The following is a 16130-nucleotide window of genomic DNA, read 5'->3' on the forward strand; positions in this document are numbered from 1 at the left end:
CGCAGAGGCCCTCGCGCGGCCGGGCGGCATGCACGTTGCGATAGCGCCCTGCCAGCCGGACCACCGCGGCGTGGAACAGCCCGGCATCTCAAGGAGACCATCGAATGCGACGTTCACGTTTCATGATGACGACCTCGTGCGCGCTCGTGCTCGCAGCCTGCGCACAGGGGACCGACACGGAGGAGCAGATCGTCGATGAGGCGGCGCAGGCCCTCGTGACCCCGGCGTCGGTGCTCGGCTTCGAGAGCACCGCCGACTGGACGGCCTCCGGCGCCGTGAAGAGCGCGAGCGTGGATCACTCCCAGGGCAGCTCCGCGCTCGCCCTGCGGAACTTCAGCTTCGTCGAGCTCCAGTCCGCGCCGCTGACCACCGTGTCGGGCGTGACCTCGACGATCGCCTTCGACCTGAAGGCGCCTGTGTCGCCCGCCTTCGGCAACGCGCAGCTCGTCGTGAACATCCCGTCCCGGGGCGTGCACACCGTCTGGCTGGGCCAGGTGAACCTCGCGGGGCTGCCCGCAGGCACGTTCAGCCCGATCTCGTTCAACCTGCCGCAGAACGTCGTCGACGCCCTGAGTCAGACCTACAGCGACCTGACGTTCAAGATCGTCCTGAATGTCCCGTACACGACGACCGATTACGTGGTCGACAACCTCCGCTTCGTGGGCGGCGCGCCGTCCGGCCATTCCAAGGTGGAGCTGCGCGTCTCCGACGCGGACGACCGGCTCGTCCTCTGGGTGAACGGCCTGCAGCGGAGGATGTTCAACGACGGCGATCCGAGCATCGGCCAGCGCATCGACGTGAGCGACTGGTTCGGGAGCGGCGACAACGATCTCCGGATCCAGAGCATCAACACCGGAGGACCGGTGAGCTATGGCGTCGAGGTCTGGGTCGACGACCAGCTCGTCGTCAACGCGACGTGCCCCGCGACCCTGTGCAACGGCCAGGAGGTCCGGCAGGGGATCGTGGCGGATCGGACGTTCTCCGTGGACACCCCGAACCGGCCCGCGCTCCAGCCTGTCACCGTGACGGCGACGAGCCCGCAGCCCGGCAAGGTGTACGTGAACGACGTCTTCACGGGGCACACAACGCCGGCCACGCTCTCGCTGCCGCCGGGCGACTACACCATCGGCGTCGGCCTCGGCACCGAGTCGCCGCCGTACGACTACACGGGCTCTTACCGGGAGCAGAGCGTGACCGTCGGCGCGTCACCCGTGGGCGTCGACATCACCGCGAACGCGCCGCTCGGGATCCAGGAGGACACGCGCATCGGGATCCTGCCGATCCGGACGAGCGTCAACTACAGCGCGTCGCTCGGCGGAGCGGACCCGTCGAACCTCGGCGTGCTCTCCGAGGACGACATCGAGCGGCTCTTGACGCAGGCGAGGGCGACAAGCGCTCGATGGCTGGAGCCGCTGTCGTACGGGCTCGCCAAGTGGACAGTCGATGTCCTGCCCCCTGTCGAGGACGTGCCGATCTACGAGCCGAACCACGATGGGTGGGACACCGGGCGCTTCCAGAGCGAGCACCCGACCGCGCACCTGCTCTCGGACTACGACATGATCGTGCTTTTCATCCCGCAGCACCGGGCCGACGGCTCCCTGGTGGACGACGAGAGCAACCTCGCGTGGGCCTGGGACGACAGGTACCTCGCGATCCCCACCACCTACACCGGCGCGGGGATCGGCGTCCCGAACGCCGGGCTCCTCCACGAGGTGATGCACAACTACGAGGGGTACAACCGGAACGTGCTGGGCTCGTACAACGGGATTCACGGGCTGCACGGCTCCTCGAACCACGGTTATTACGACGGTTCCAACGGCGAGCACGACTTCGTGTACTTCTATCGCCACTTCCTCCGCGGTCAGGTCGCCGAGGTCGAGGCCATGCGGCCCGACAGCGATTGGCCGCCCATCGGGCCGACCTTCGGGAGCCTCTACCTCGGTGTCTTCCCGGTCCTGCGCCACGGCTTCGACGTGCGGTGACGTGGCGCGGTCCGCCCCCCGGACCTGACCCCTCTCGACGGCCGTAGGCCCGAGGAGATCCCTCCTCGGGCCTGGCCCCCCTGGAGTGGAGCCCCGACGGGCCCCCCGGGAGTCACCCGCTCACTTGATCGAGAAGTTGCACGCCGAGAGCGGCGCCGCTCCCCCGACCATCGTCCAGTTGTCGATCGACCGGATGCCCGCCGCGACCTGCTCGGGCCTGAACGCGTACCTGTACGCGAGCTGCACCTCCTGGCCGTTCTTCGGGCGGATGTACACCGCGTACCGCTTCGACCCCGGCTCGACCACCATCCGGACGGTGTACGTCGTGCCCGCTGTGTACCGGAACGCCGTCATCGCCTGGTAGCTCGACCCGTTCAGCACGCGGACGTTGCCCTGCCGATCGAACACGACGCTCGCCGCGAGCTCGCTCGCCTGGTCCGCGGCGCCCTTCGACACCCCGATCCTGCCGTCGATGTTCGACGCGGTCGGCGTCACGTCCCAGGTCGCCGTGAAGGTCCCCCACTGGGTCGGCAGGGGCGTGTTCGCCCACTCGCCCGGGTCCACCGACGGGCACGACGCGTCCGGCGTTTGTGTCGTCGGCTCGGTCGGCTCCTCGGGCTCGGCCGGCGCCGTCGGCTGGGTCGCCGCCGCCACCCCCGAGCCGAACTCGAAGGCGCCGATGTCGACCGCGCCCACGGCCGTCCGCGCCAGCGCGGTGCCCGGGGCCGCGAGCGCCGCCTTCGGCGGGTGGAAGAGCGGCAGCGCGAGCGGCGCCCTGATCTCGCGCCCGGCGATCCCCTGGATCTGGCTGACGCCCGCGTTCCGGAGGGGGCTCGTCGAGAGCAGCGACACGTCGCGGTTGGCGAGGCTCGTGAAGCCGGGATCCCCGCTCACCTTCAGCGTCCCCGTGAAGCCGGAGGGCACCACCGTGTCCTTGGGAACGGCGTTGTTGACGCCCTTGATGATCGGCCTGCCCGTCGCCCACTCCGCGTCATCGCGGAACACATCGATGCTCCCGCCCCCGACGCGGTGGAAGACGTTGTTGTGCAGCTCGACGCTCTCGACGCCGAAGTGCATGTGGATCGCCGCCTTCGACCCCTGCGCCAGCAGGAAGGTGTTGTTCACGAACCGATACCGCCCGTTCGTCTCGCCCGTGCCGTCGCCGCCGACGCGCACAACGTACTGCGTGCGCGTCTTGCGGAAGACGTTGCCGACAACGTCGGAGTCCTCCCGCGCGAGGCTCGGATCCTGCCCGTCGGGCCCGATGAGCTCGAGCTCCTTCCAGTACCCGCCCTCGATCCAGTTGTGATAGATCTCGTTCCGCTCCGCGCGGCTCTTCACCGCGTTGCCGCCGTTCGCGTCGTGGATGTAGCTGTGCTGCATCCGGAACACCGCGCCGGGATACTTGGACTCGTCCGTCGCGATGTAGATCGGGTGCTTCGTCTCCCCGGCGCCGCACCTGTACACTTCCACGTACTCGAGGGTCAGCGAGCCCGAGTCGCTGTCCGCGCCGAGGATGCCGTGCGCGGGGCAGTCGTGGACGACGGTGTCGCGGATCGTGAGGTCGTGGCCGTGGGTGAAGATGCAGCGGGACGTGCCGCCCGTGACCTCGAACCCCTCCATCACGATGTGGTTCGCGTTGAGCTGGATGGTGTTGGCGCCGCCCTTCAGCAGCGGCCGCTTCCCGTTGGCCCGGACGCCGCGGATGGTGACCTTCGCGTTCGCCGTACCGCCCTTCTTGAGCCAGATGTCGCCCGGGTACGTCGCGTTGCCGTCGACCTCGACAACGTCGCCCGGCGCCAGCCGGCTCGCCACGTCGGCGAGGGTCTTGTAGGTCCGCGTCGGGCCGACTCGGTATGTCGTCCCTGCAGCTTGCTCCTCCGCGTCGAGGTCCTCCTCGGTCACGTCCACGTCGAGCGGCGCGCAGCCGAGGCCGACGATCGATACCGCCGCGATGGAGGCGATGAACTTACCGGCGGCAAACGACCGCGACCCAAAGCCCTGAGAAATCGAATGCATGGCTTTTTCTCCCCCGGCGTCGTCGACCCCTGCGTTGAACAGGACCGTTACGGCCGAAGGCAACAGGGGGCAGAAGAGGAGCCTCCCGCTGTTTGCCTTCACGCCGCGAACCATCGGTGCAGACCATTCAGCAACCGAAGGGGCGGATACCGGCGCTCTCGTGAGACAACTTATTCCTGGAACGGCACGAAGGGTCAAGACGAAATGCTTTCGCAAACCAAACGATCGGCCAATTAGGTCGCACACCCGAGCTGCTTTTCACATCAAGGTTGCAAAAATTCGATGCAAAACTGCAATGCGCAGTTCGCCCGCTCCTGTGGGGAAGGTGGTTGGACGTGGTCGCTCGCTCGCTGTCACCAGGCCAAAATCCCGCGGAAATGTTGGGCAAAGCCCATCGCTGTCGCGTTCTCCAGGCCAATTGACGACCTTCACCCACCAGCCCCTGCATGCTCGAGCTCGGTGACGACATCGACGATCGCGCGGAGGCGGCATCCTTCGCTCGGTACACGCACCGTTACAGCCATCGGCCACGGTCGGAGCGCGTGGAGTTCGGCGATCTCGGCCCGCGCCTCGATCGACCTCGAAGAGCAGCGGCAAGGCGCCCTGACGGCGCGCTCGACACGGGCGTCTCACGCGCGGCGCGGAGCCCGCGAGGTGCTGGCGACAGCGAGGTTCGAGGCGCGCGCGTCCAGGTCAATCGTCCTGTTGAAGAGGGCCGAGGCGCTCTCTCGGCGACGTGCTGTCGCCCGCGCGCTCCTCGGTGTTGCTGCGCCTTCGATCACGGCCCCTGTCGTGTCGTGCCGTCCACGACGCGTGCAATGGCTCCCTCCGCGAGAGCGGCGTCGCGTGCGACCATTTCACTCCTGGACGGCTGTGTGGGCTCGCGAGCGAGGCCCGGGCGAAGCACGTGTCGCCGGGTTCGACGAGGAGGTCCGCCGCATCCACGGGACGGGCGCGCCGTGCGCCGTGCGCCGGCGACGAAGAACCTGAATCCAGGCTTCGACGGAAAAACTGAACGGGTTGTCAGGAATCCGGAAATGAACGACACGAACCCGGCAGCGGATTCAAGCTCTTTCCGGGATTCCCGACTTCCTGTTCAATCCAGGGGACAGCGTCGATTCACTCGAGCGCTCGACGAGGCGCGGCAGACTCCGCTGTAGCCGCCGGATTCTGCTGTAGATCCGAGCATTTCGCCGCGTCTCCGCGCGTCGGCGTCTCCCTGGCTCGCGCGGTGTTCCTGGGGGTCCGCGGCGCCGCGCGCCGGCTCAGCGTCGTCCCTTGAAGCCCATCATCTGCTGGACGACGGCCTCGCTCTCCTCGGCGATGGCGCCCTCCTGGGCCGCGCGATCGGCGCAGTCCTCGCAGACCTTCTTCTTCTTGGTTCCGACCTTGATCGTCTTGAGCTCGTCGACCTCGCTGTCGCACTCGCGGCACGTGGGCATCGCCAGACCTTCCTTTCGCCGCCCAGCATATCGCACGGCGCCGAGATCGTGCTGGCCCGCGGCGTCCCGACCGCGGGGCTCGCCTGCCCGATGTTTGGCCAGGGCGCGCCGCGCGGCTTAAGCTCGGGACCGGCACGACGTGCCCCAGGAGGAACGCATGGATCGAAGGCAGGGCGCGCGCGCGCAGGTCGACTTCCCCGTCTCGGCGCTCGTCGACGGCCACAGGCACCGGTGCCGCGCCATCGATCTGTCGCCCACCGGCATGATCGTCGAGCGCGCGCCCGCGCTCGCGGGCCGGGCGCTGCCCGCCGTCACCCCGTTCGAGCTCGATCTCGGGGTCGGGCGCCCCATCCGCCTGCGCGCCCGCCCTGTGTGGGACCGCGACAACCTGCTCGCCGTCCGGTTCGTCGTCATGAGCGACGCCGACCGGCTCACCATCGCCGAGCACCTCGACGACAAGGCCCGCCGCCGCGAGCCGCTCCACTGAGCGAGCCGCGCCGCGCCGCGGGACGCCCCCGCGGCCGAGGCGCCGCCCCCGACGCAGTGCGCGGCTGCAAGGGTGAAATCGCAGGAGTGCAACGTCGGGGGATGCGCCCGGGACATCGAGGCGAAATTGCCCTGCGTCCCTGTCTTCCCGCGGTGGCACGCGAGCTGCAAACTCCCTGAGCAGCGTTGCTGGTGCGGCCTCTCCCCCCCCGGGCCCCGGCGACGCTTTTTCTTTTTGTCGCGCCGCCTAGGTCGACGCCTTCCGCCGGCGCGCGGCGGCGATCGAGGCCCGCGGGATGTTGGCCGCGGAGCGGCGGAGCTCGTCGAGCGCGTGCTCGGGGAGGCGCGGCGCGGTGTGGCCAGCGCGCGGCGCCTCGGCGGGGCGCGGCTCCTCGGCGCGCGGCGCCTCGGCGGGGCGCGGCTCCTCGGCGCGCGGCTCGGCGGGGGCGGTCGTCCGGATGCCCAGGTACGGCCAGAGGCTCTCGCGGATCGCGGACGGCAGGACGTTCTCCAGGTACTCGAGCGCCGTCCCGCGGAGGTGGGCGTCGTCGGCGTGGAGCGCGCGGTAGGCGATCTCGAGCGGCTCGCGCTCGAGGCAGAGCGAGAGCACGCGGAAGACGTGCTCCAGGCTGCGGCTCGTCCGCTCGATGAGCAGGCGCACGGCCGGGGGCGCCTCGCCCGGGGGGGCCGCGTTCGGGGGCTGGGCGTCCCACACCCGGCGGTCGATCTCGATCTCGCGCGTCGCGGCCTCGATCACGTCCTCGCGCCGGAGCTGGATCGGCGCGCGCTGCTGCAGGAGCCTCGCGAGCGCGACGCCGCACTGGTAGCGCACCTCGAAGCGCTCGTCGGCGAGGCCGAGCATCAGCCCGTCGGCGGCGCGCTGGGTGGGGCAGGCCTGGAGCACGCGCGGGATGCGCCGCCGGACGGCGACGCTCACGGACGGGTCGAGGAGCACGTCGAGGAGCTGGCCCGTCGCGCGCTGGGCGACGCTGCGGAGCGCGCGGATCGCCTCCGCGTTGAGCCCCTCCCGCTCGAGGAGCGGGATCGCGTGGGGGACGAGCGAGAGGTCCAGCTCCCCAGCGAGCGCCCGGCGGATGCGACCGGCGTCGCCGGAGCGGAGATCGGCCGTGGCCGCGAGCACCGGGTCGGCAGCGAGCGCCGCCGACGCGGCCCGCGCCGAGAGCGGCCCGTCGGCGAGCCTGCCGTCCCCCGCCGGCGCGCGCGGGCCGTCGCCGGGCGCCCCGACCGAGACCGGCGCGCGGGCCGAGATCGGCGCGCGGGCCGAGATCGGCGGACCGGCGTACGATGTACGCTCGCCGTCCGGGCCCGGGGCGCGCCCGGCGTCGGGCCGCGCGCCCGTGCCCTTGCGGAGCGCCGCGAGCTCGGCGAGGACCTTGTCCCGGCTGAGCGCGTCGACGGTGCCGCTCAGGGTGCGGCGGGTCGTCGCGTCGACGACGTTCGCGGGGTCGAGCGAGACGGCGCCGGAGCGCAGGCTGCCCTCGAGGGCGGCGACGTAGCCCCGGTGCAGCCGCGGCGTGAAGAGCAGGGTGACCCCCGCGGCGGCCGTGCCGAGGCCGAGCAGGAGGGGCAGCGACGCGCCCGGCGCGAGCACGAGCAGGGCCATGGCGAGGCCGCTGCCCGCCGCGGTGCCGATGCGGTCGAAGCCGACGTCGATGAGCGTCTTGATCGACCGCTTCTGGTCCGGGGGCAGCGGCGTGTAGAGCAGCTCGTAGCCCGAGCGGAAGAGCGAGTTCCGGAGCACCGCCTCGGTGCCGCGGACGATGGAGGCGGCCCAGAGCCGCGGGGCGATCACGAGGGAGAGGGAGCTCGTGAGGACGGCCACCGGGAGGATGCCGATGGTGGCGGCGAGCCCGAGCCTGTCGAGCGAGAAGGTGGCGGCGAGCGACTGCACGAGGAAGGACAGCACGCTCACCGAGAGGTGGAAGAGGGCGAAGAACGAGAGCAGCTCGTTGCGGTCGCGCATCGCGGCGGCGGCCTCGGCGCTGAGGGCCACGTCGAAGAGGGCGCCGCTCACGGCGCCGAGCCCGACGAGCACGGCGAGGTCGCGCAGGTGGCCGCTGTCGCGAAGCGCCCCGAGCCCCGCGGGGCCGGCGCTCGCGCCCGCGTCGGCGCGCGCCTCCTCGCCGGCGGGGCCGGCGCCGGCGGCGCTGGCGGACGGGGAGAGCGGGAGGTGCCGGCCGAGCAGGTAGGTGGTCCCGGCGCTCAGCGCGCTCGCCGCGGCGAGGGCGAGGAGCATGGTCGGGGCGTCCATGAGGTGGCTGGCGCGCCACGCGAAGAGGCCGCCGACCACGCCGCCGAGCGTCCCGCCGCCCGCGATGCGCCCCATGGAGCGACGGGCTGTGTGGGGATCGAAGCGCTCGTTGACGAGCGACCAGAAGGCGGAGATGAGGGTCGCGCCGAAGACGGCGATGTGCAGGTAGAAGACGAGGGCGGCGGCGCCGGGCGCGCGCAGGGCGAGGCCCCACTCCAGGACGAGGAGGGCGGAGCTCGCGCCGAAGAGGGCGGGGACGACGCGCGCGGGGGAGAGCCGGAGGAGGGCGCGCGAGATGAGGAGGACGGCGGCGAACGACAGCGCCGCGCCGGCGGCCATGACCTTGGGGACGTCGTCGGCGCCGAAGCTGGAGAGGAAGAGGGCGTCGCGGGTGGCCCGGCCGGCGACCTGCTGGGCGATCATGGCGCCGGACGCGATCGCCGCGATGAGGGCGGACCTGTCGCTCGCGCTCTCCCCTTCCACCTGTTCTCCGGGCATCCTAGGCGGGCTCGGCCTCGAGCACGCGGGCGTCGGTCACGATGGTGCCGAGCGGGACGTCGCCCTCGGTGGTCGGCACCTCGGCGATGAGCTGGAAGTCGAACGCGACGCCGACGGTGCGGGCCGGCGGGGAGAAGCGCGGCAGCGTGCTGTCGTAGTAGCCGGCGCCGTAGCCGATCCGGTGCCCCCTGGGGTCGATCTGGAGGGCGGGCACGACGATGACGTCGAGCGCCGCGGCCTCCTCGTCGGCGGGGTCGGGCTCGCGGAAGCCGAGGCCGCGCTCCTCCATGGCCTCGGGATCGGCGACGAAGCGGAAGGTCATGACGCGCGACTCGGGGTCGATGGCGGGGTACGCCACCCGGACGCCGCGGCCGCGGAGGAGCGGGTCGAGCTCCCGGAGGTCGACCTCGTTGCGGTCCTCGATCGGGTAGAAGAGCGCGACGTGACGGGCGGCGGCGAGGGCCGGCAGCTCGGCGAGGGCGCGCTGGATGCGGCGCGACCGCTCGAGGAGGGCGCCCGGGGGGATGGAGCTGCGGAGCGCCCTGGCGCGCTTGCGCAGCTCGGCCTTCGCGCGGTGACGCAGTGCGGCTTCGGCGTCGGGGTCCATGGCTCGGTCGATCCTCCGGCGGGCATCCTAGTCTCGCGCGTCGGAAATCCAGCCAGGGATTCCTGAGGCGCGCTGCAAGGCGGGCGGGGAGCGGACGCCAGGCGGGGAGCGGATGCCGGGCGGGGAGCGGATGCCGGGCGGGGAGCGGATGCCGGGCGGGGAGCGGATGCCGGGCGGGGAGCGGATGCCGGGTGCGAGGCGGCGGGGGCGCCGGGCGCGAGGCGGCGCGGGGGCGCGCCCGGGGGGTCACGGGCGAGCTCGGCGGCGCCGGTCGTGCCGCGGCGCCTGGATCCTGGGGCGGCCGGGAGGCCACGATTCGACGGTGGATCTCGGGGTGCCTGCCGGAGTAGAAGCTCGACGCGGGAGGCGAGCAATGTTCTGGGACGATTTCAAGAAGTTCGCGATTCGTGGCAACGTCGTCGACATGGCGGTCGGCGTCGTGATCGGCGCGGCGTTCGGCAACATCGTCAAGTCGCTCGTCGACCACCTGATCATGCCGCCGATAGGCCTGTTGACGGGCGGCATCGATTTCAGCCGGCACTACATCGTCCTGAAGGCGCCGACCGGGCCCGGTCCCCACACGACCATCGACGAGATGACGAAGGCCGGCGCGGTCCTCCTCCAGTACGGCCAGGTGATCAACAACCTGGTGAGCTTCTTCATCGTCGCCTTCTGCGTGTTCCTGCTGATGCAGCTCATGGGCAAGCTCCAGAGGAAGCACGAGGAGGCGGCGACGACGAAGGAGTGCCCCGAGTGCGCGATGACCATCCCCATCAAGGCGGTGCGCTGCGGGCACTGCACGGCGGCGCTGAAGACCGCGTAGCGCGCGGGGCGGCGCGAGGCGACCAGACCAGGCCGCCCCGGCCGTAGCCATAGGTCACCACCTCCGCGTCGGAGCCAGGGAAGTTCATCGACAGCAGGCGCCCGAACGCGTGCGCCTCGTCGTCTGGCTTCCTCGCCCTCGATGACCCGCGAGAGCACGTCGTACGCGAACACCGTCGGGTGCTTCAGCGGCACGTCAACGAACGCCGTCGCCGCGCCCGCACCTGATTCAGCCCTGGCCATTCGTGATGAACCGCCCGTCCCGCAGCGTCAGGTGCTGGTCGTGGTAGGCCGTCTCCTCCTCGCCGCTGATGTGGTGCAGGTGCACCCGCCGCTCGCCGTCTCCATCGTAGAGCACGCGCGACTTCTCTTGCCCGTTCTGCAGCACCCGGCTGACACGGTTCTCCTCGTTCCACTGCGTCACGCGCGTGCCCGAGCCCGGGTACGTCCAGCCGGTCTGGTTGCCGCTCGCGTCGTAGCTGATCACCCGTGACCACGGCCCCGACTCCGCCACGAGCTGCTCATCGATCTGCCTGGGCGCGTGCGGCTGCAGGCCCGTGCACCTGTAACGCCGATCGGTACGTCTGCTCCCGGATCGGCTGCTCCTCGCACCAGTCCCCCTCGCACCGGTCCGCGTCCGTATCCGGCACGCAACGATAGCTACCCTGATCCTTGACAAGGATCTTACCAATCTCGTCGTAATCAAACGACACCCGTTACCGGAACTTCTGCCGACGTGCGGCCACACAACCAGATACAGCTGCTGATATCGAACCGCCTACCCAAACCAGACAACAAGCCGCACACCGTCAACCCCAAATCTATCTGCGAGGCACCCCATGAGCTTCATCAATAGACCAAACTCTGTGCCGGCGATCGCATCTGCTCTGCGCAGCACAGGCCTACGAAACACACGGTCTCCACTTCGTACTTCCAGCTCGGTCTCCAGAGCCTCGCGCACCCAGTCGTGCTCCAGCTTGTTCAGCCACTTTGTAACAAATTTTTCTTTACCATCGCCATACACAACATACTCGCTGATCCTGTAATCCCTCGAGACCGCACGCTCATCCCAGTCAATGCAAGCGAGCTCACTGTAGAGAACCCAGCTCGGCCAACTCTCATCATCAAGATAAGTGGAAACTTTTTGCTTCAAGTTTTCACTACAGTCCCCAGGAACTCCCCGACCAGCAAACAGCGGAACAAAGTCCGCATAATTATCCACACCAAACAAACATCCGTTCAGATCGTAGTGCTGCAGGAGCAAACTACTGACATTGATGACATCATACCATTCGTCTTCGATTCGAAATTCGACCGCACCATAGATCTGAGCCATAAGTCACCGCTCCGGAATCTTGAACACGTTTTCTGCCCCAATCCTCTTTGCAGTAAAATCAATCACCGACTGTGGAGTGTCGGCGGAAAATATGCTCGCACCCCGACCTTGCGTTCTCCTGAAGCTGCAGCGTGTTGATACAGCTTGATCACACGCGCCAGATTGCTCAGGTTTTCTCCCTTCTTGGGGCCTCCGACCATCACCAGATCCCCGTTGCCGGCCACAACATCAATGTCCGTATGCCCCAAATTGGGTGCCTGGATTTCGTCGCCAGAAACCTTTCCCCCGGTAAGTTCAGCAACTTTCGATTCACGAGCAGCACCGACTGCCCGACGCGCTGCCCCTCCCCTAGCCTGAGCCCCCGCGTTGCTCCCGCCGCTCTTGGGAGCCGCCTGCGCCGGCTTCGCCGCCTGCGGCGGCTGCGCCGGCTGCGCGGCTTGCGGCGGCTGTGACGGCGCCACCGTGGGTTGCACCGGCGGCCGCGGCCCCTGTTGCGGCTGCGCGGTCCATCGGAACAGCATCCGCCGCATGACGTTGCCAATGCCGCGCGAAGCCGTACCGGTCGCAGCCGCTGCGGAGCCGGCCCCCGTCCGCCGCAGCATCTGCTCCTGGTGAAACTTCGCGCCCTCCGGCCCGTTGAAGCAGCCCGGGTGCCGGCAACCATTCATCCCCGGCGGGAAGTTCCGGTGCGCCCCTTGCGAGCTCCGCCCATCCGGATCGACAAGGTTCACCGGGTTGTTCAGCGTGTAGCTGTACAGCCCCAGGTTCCCCGGGTTGAACACCCCCCCACCCGGCCCGCCCTGCATGTACTCGTCCAGGATCGGATCCGGGCTGAGCCACACGCTCATCCGCGGGTCGTAGTACCGCGCCCCGAAGTAATAGAGCCCCGTCGCCTGGTCGAGCTCCTTCCCGGTGAACACATACGCCCGCCGCAGCTCGTACCGCGAGTCCGACGCGTCGATCCACAGCTCCCCGCTCGGGAAGTACTCGTCCCGCTGCGTCAGCGTCTGCTCGTTGTTCGTCGCGAAGCTCGTGCTGCCCAGGTGGTCCGGATGGTAGTAGATCGTCGGCGGGTCACGGAACCAGTCCGGATCCATCTTGCTCGCGATCCGCGTCTGCCCCGCGTAAATGTGCTTCGTGATGAACCGCCCGTCCCGCAGCGTCAGGTGCTGGTCGTGGTAGGCCGTCTCCTCCTCGCCGCTCACGTGGTGCAGGTGCACCCGCCGCTCGCCGTCTCCATCGTAGAGCGCGCGCGACAGCTCCTGCCCGTTCTGCAGCACCCGGGAGACGCGGTTCTCCTCGTTCCACTCGGTGACGCGCGTGCCCGAGCCCGGATAGGTCCAGCCGGTCTGGTTGCCGCTCGCGTCGTAGCTGATCACCCGTGACCACGGCCTCGACTCCGCCACGAGCTGCTCGTCGATCTGCCTGGGCGCGTGCGGCTGCGGACCCGTGTACCTGTACACCGACCGGTACGTCTGCTCCCGGATCGGCTGCTCCTCGCACCAGTCCCCCTCGCACCGGTCCGCGTCCGTATCCGGCACGTAGCGGTAGCTGCCCTGATCCTTGACAAGGATGTTGCCAATCTCGTCGTAGTCGAACGACACCCGGTACCGGAACTGCCAGTCGTTCCAGTCCTGGTACGTCCCGCTGGCCAGCACGAGCTGGTACAGGTCGTCGTACCCGTAGTCGTGCGTCGTCGGCCCGACCCGCACCGACCCCGGCATGTTCACGTCGTACGGCGCCTCGTTCCGCACCTGCTCCAGGTTGCCCGCCGCGTCGTAGTCGTAGCGCATCTGCAGGAACGGCCTCGCCGGCAGCCCGCGCTCCACGAGGAACCGGTCGCGGTGATCGGCGTTGATCTGCTCCAGCCGACGCGACTTGTCATAGTACCTGTACGACGTCGCGATCCCGTTGCCGTGCACCACCCGCACCCGCTGCTCGAACTCGTCGTACCCGATGTGCAGCAGGTACTGCGTCACCGCCGGCTCGTCCGGGTGCTGAGGATTCGTCTGCGTGTTCGTCCCGACAGCCGACCGGACCAGGCCGCCACGGTCGTAGCCATAGGTCACCACCTCCGCGCCGGAGCCGGGGAACTTCATCGACAGCAGGCGCCCGAACGCGTCGACGTCGTACTCCATGGTCGCCTGGTACGGCCCCCGGTGCGGCTCGCGCAGCCGGGGGAACTCGGTCGTCAGCGTCTTGACGTTCCCGAGCCGATCATACGCAAATGTCCTCGTCCCGGCCTCGCTCCGCTCCTCCTCCAGCCGGCCGGCGCGGTTGCCGTGCTCGTCGCCCGCCTCGCCCGGCTCGCCGTATACGTACGTCACGTCCGGCGAATCCGGGTAGTCCACGCGCCTCAGCCGGTTGTAATCGTACTCGTACCGGATCAGCTTGCTCGCGCCTTCCGCCGCCAGCTTCGCCGTCTGCCGCGCCCCGAGGTTGCCCGACAGATCGTAACGCCACTCCGTGCGACCCATGTCCGGGCTCGTGAGCGCCACCATGCGGCCCACTGTGTCGTACTCCGCCGTCGTGACATGGCCGAGCGGGTCGGTCACGCGCACCAGCTCGCCTACCGGGTTGTACGCGTACCGCGTCACCAGTGTCGTCCACGTCTCCGACTCGTGCAGCCGATTGCGCTCCTCGACCGCCACGATCGCGTTGTCCACGTCCTGGTACGCCTTCCGCACCTTCTCGTTCGGATCGGTCTCCGTCGCCACGAACATCGCCACGCGGTCGAGCACCTCGATGTCGTAGGTCGTCGTCGTCGTCACCTCGCCGGCCTCGTCGTCCGGCTCTCTCGCCTCGATGACGCGCGAGAGCACGTCGTACGCGAACACCGTCGGGTGCTTCAGCGGCACGTCCACGAACGCCGTCGCCGCCCCCGTGTCGAACACCGGCTGGCCCTGGTACGCGATCCGGCCGCGCTCGTCGAAGACGACCCGCCCGCTCACCGACATGCCGACGATCGGGGCCGCAGCCGGCCCCTGATCCTTCTCCAGGTCCTTCTTCGTCTGGATCACCCGATCGAGCCCGTCGATGAACGTCACCGTATCGATCGGATCCCCGGGGTGTTGCACGTCCTTGTGCCGCGTGCGCGCCCACGCCGGGACAGCGGCGCTCGCCCCCGGCTGGAGCGCATACTCGAAGGAGATCGTCGCCTCCGCCGCCGCGACCGGATCGTTCGGGCCGAACACCGCGCTCAGCCGGCCGAACGCGTCGTACTCGTAGCGCACCTCATGGCCATTGACGTCCTGGACCGCGCTGACGGCGCCATAGCGGTAGTCCGATGACGCCCCCGAGAAATAACCGAACGAGTCGTCGACCCGCTCGAGGTACGTCTCCGCGACGTCCTCGTACTCGTACGTGAGCGTGAACCCCCGCGGGTCGATCGCCGTTTCCAGGTTGCCGTACGCGTCGGGGAAGAACTGCCAGGTCGGGTTCGTCGCGTCGTCCCCGGTGTACGGCGCGCCCGTCACGGGATCCTTGCCGCCGATCACGGTGCTCGTGATGGACTCCAACGCCCCGGTCGCCTCGTCGTACATCGCCGTGCGCTTCCGCAGCAGCCTGCCGGCGCTGTCGCGCGCCTCGACGCTGTCCGCGCGAACGATGTACGGCCCGTCGTACGTCACGTGGTGGATCGTCGTCGTGACATCGTCGGCCAGCGTGCCTGGCTCGCCGTGCTCCGTCAGCCCGATCAGGTTGCCGCGATCGTCCCAGTCGCGCCCCTCGCTCGTCTGCTTGCCAGGCGCGCTCGGGTCCGTCGTCTTGCCCTCGTACCACGACGTCGTCCGCAGCTCTTCCCGGGGGAAGAACGTTCCCGTCAGCGTCGGCTGCGCCCCGGGCTCACGGTACGCAATCTGCTGCCGGCTGAACAGCCGCCCCTCGGCGTCCTGCTCGATCACCTCGGCCACGAGCCCGCGCCGGTAATAGTCCTGGTTGTGGTACCGCGTGACGATCTGCGAGTCGTCCTCGCGCGTCGCCGTCACCTGCGCGAAGCCGTAGTCCTCGCGCTCCGCGCGGTCGTAGAACCCGCTCTGGTGGTAATCGAACGTGTGGACATAGGCGGGCGTACCCATGCCGTCGTCCACCTCGACCCGTGACAGCACCCACTTGCTGCCGGGCATGTCCACGCTCAGCTCGCCCGGGTCGCTCGCATGGGCCACCTTGTTGCCTTCACGCTCATAGTCCAGCGCGAAGCTGCCGCCAAGCGGCCGTACAACGCGCGCGAGGCGGTTGGTCTTGCCCGTCAGGTTCAGCCGCGCCCGCAGCGCCGCGTCGCTCTCGCGCAGCATGCCGTCGCTCAGCTTCAGCACGTGATCGACCGTCCCGTCGCCGTCCAGGTCGTCCCATCCGAGCTCGCTCCGCCCACCGTTCAACCCGAGCTGCGCCGCGATCTCCAGGACGATACACACGTACGGCGTCGTGATCTTGATCGGCACCCCGTAACCGGCGTTGAACGCCGTCGTCTCCGAGAAGGCCAGCGCGTCGTTGCTGCCGTTGATCTCCTTCGTGAAGTCCTTCTCCAGCGGGACGCCCCACGGCAGGCCGCCGCTCGCCGCCGGCGCGCTCCACTTCTCCTCCGGTCCGAAGCCGTCCCCGAGGTTCAGCCGGACCCGATAGTAGTCCTGTCCTGGCTGCTTGCTCACCCGGTCGGGAGCAATCCAGA

At 69.3% G+C, this 16130-nt stretch carries 10 protein-coding genes; 3 read left to right on the top strand and 7 right to left on the bottom strand.

All coding sequences use genetic code 11. The features are described 5' to 3' along the window. The first annotated feature begins 104 nt into the window (after nt 1–104). Nucleotides 105–1982, top strand: coding sequence for a hypothetical protein (locus tag WMF42_RS34545; protein WP_437687229.1), 1878 nt, complete (start codon nt 105–107; stop codon nt 1980–1982). Between the two features lie 120 nt (nt 1983–2102). Here the strand turns inward: WMF42_RS34545 and WMF42_RS34550 are convergent, their stop codons facing one another. Both WMF42_RS34550 and WMF42_RS34555 read right to left on the bottom strand, forming a co-directional pair. Then, a complete protein-coding gene (locus WMF42_RS34550) occupies nt 2103–4001 on the bottom strand; it encodes a hypothetical protein (RefSeq protein WP_437687231.1) in 1899 nt (632 codons plus the stop codon). 1265 nt (nt 4002–5266) lie between these two features. Beyond that, complete coding sequence (locus WMF42_RS34555; protein ID WP_020740062.1) at nt 5267–5443, bottom strand: hypothetical protein; 177 nt, start codon at nt 5441–5443, stop codon at nt 5267–5269. 157 nt (nt 5444–5600) lie between these two features. Between WMF42_RS34555 and WMF42_RS34560 the strand changes: the two genes are divergently transcribed. Next, nucleotides 5601–5930: a PilZ domain-containing protein gene (locus tag WMF42_RS34560; protein ID WP_061612867.1), complete on the top strand. Its 330-nt coding sequence runs from the start codon at nt 5601–5603 to the stop codon at nt 5928–5930. Nucleotides 5931–6176: 246 nt separating this feature from the next. Here WMF42_RS34560 and WMF42_RS34565 read toward each other — a convergent pair whose 3' ends face one another. After that, the gene (locus tag WMF42_RS34565) at nt 6177–8684 is read right to left on the bottom strand and encodes a hypothetical protein (protein WP_437687233.1); all 2508 of its coding nucleotides are present in this window, start codon (nt 8682–8684) and stop codon (nt 6177–6179) included. A 16-nt stretch (nt 8685–8700) separates the two neighbouring features. Further along, nucleotides 8701–9306 (bottom strand): 5-formyltetrahydrofolate cyclo-ligase, encoded by a 606-nt coding sequence (locus WMF42_RS34570; protein WP_437687235.1) that lies wholly within the window; start codon nt 9304–9306, stop codon nt 8701–8703. 373 nt (nt 9307–9679) lie between these two features. Between WMF42_RS34570 and mscL the strand changes: the two genes are divergently transcribed. Continuing rightward, nucleotides 9680–10129 (top strand): large conductance mechanosensitive channel protein MscL, encoded by a 450-nt coding sequence (gene mscL / locus WMF42_RS34575; protein WP_437687237.1) that lies wholly within the window; start codon nt 9680–9682, stop codon nt 10127–10129. A 228-nt stretch (nt 10130–10357) separates the two neighbouring features. Here the strand turns inward: mscL and WMF42_RS34580 are convergent, their stop codons facing one another. The 3 genes from WMF42_RS34580 to WMF42_RS34590 form a co-directional block, all read right to left on the bottom strand. Beyond that, entirely contained in the window at nt 10358–10642 is a 285-nt protein-coding gene (locus WMF42_RS34580) for a hypothetical protein (protein WP_437286168.1), read from the bottom strand. A 264-nt stretch (nt 10643–10906) separates the two neighbouring features. Then, nucleotides 10907–11464 (bottom strand): hypothetical protein, encoded by a 558-nt coding sequence (locus tag WMF42_RS34585; protein WP_437687239.1) that lies wholly within the window; start codon nt 11462–11464, stop codon nt 10907–10909. A gap of 62 nt (nt 11465–11526) precedes the next feature. Then, the gene (locus tag WMF42_RS34590; protein ID WP_437687241.1) at nt 11527–16110 is read right to left on the bottom strand and encodes a toxin TcdB middle/N-terminal domain-containing protein; all 4584 of its coding nucleotides are present in this window, start codon (nt 16108–16110) and stop codon (nt 11527–11529) included. Between the last annotated feature and the right edge of the window lie 20 nt (nt 16111–16130).

Origin of the sequence: Sorangium sp. So ce176, from assembly GCF_051519835.1 — a bacterium.
Taxonomy (GTDB): Bacteria; Myxococcota_A; Polyangia; order Polyangiales; family Polyangiaceae; genus Sorangium; species Sorangium cellulosum_G.

What these genes read in the sequence shown, in the direction of transcription:
- WMF42_RS34585 (WP_437687239.1), bottom strand. Translation starts at nt 11,464, where the DNA reads ATGGCTCAGATCTATGGTGCGGTCGAATTTCGAATCGAAGACGAATGG.
- WMF42_RS34545 (WP_437687229.1), top strand. Translation starts at nt 105, where the DNA reads ATGCGACGTTCACGTTTCATGATGACGACCTCGTGCGCGCTCGTGCTC.
- WMF42_RS34555 (WP_020740062.1), bottom strand. Translation starts at nt 5,443, where the DNA reads ATGCCCACGTGCCGCGAGTGCGACAGCGAGGTCGACGAGCTCAAGACG.
- WMF42_RS34550 (WP_437687231.1), bottom strand. Translation starts at nt 4,001, where the DNA reads ATGCATTCGATTTCTCAGGGCTTTGGGTCGCGGTCGTTTGCCGCCGGT.
- mscL (WP_437687237.1), top strand. Translation starts at nt 9,680, where the DNA reads ATGTTCTGGGACGATTTCAAGAAGTTCGCGATTCGTGGCAACGTCGTC.
- WMF42_RS34560 (WP_061612867.1), top strand. Translation starts at nt 5,601, where the DNA reads ATGGATCGAAGGCAGGGCGCGCGCGCGCAGGTCGACTTCCCCGTCTCG.
- WMF42_RS34570 (WP_437687235.1), bottom strand. Translation starts at nt 9,306, where the DNA reads ATGGACCCCGACGCCGAAGCCGCACTGCGTCACCGCGCGAAGGCCGAG.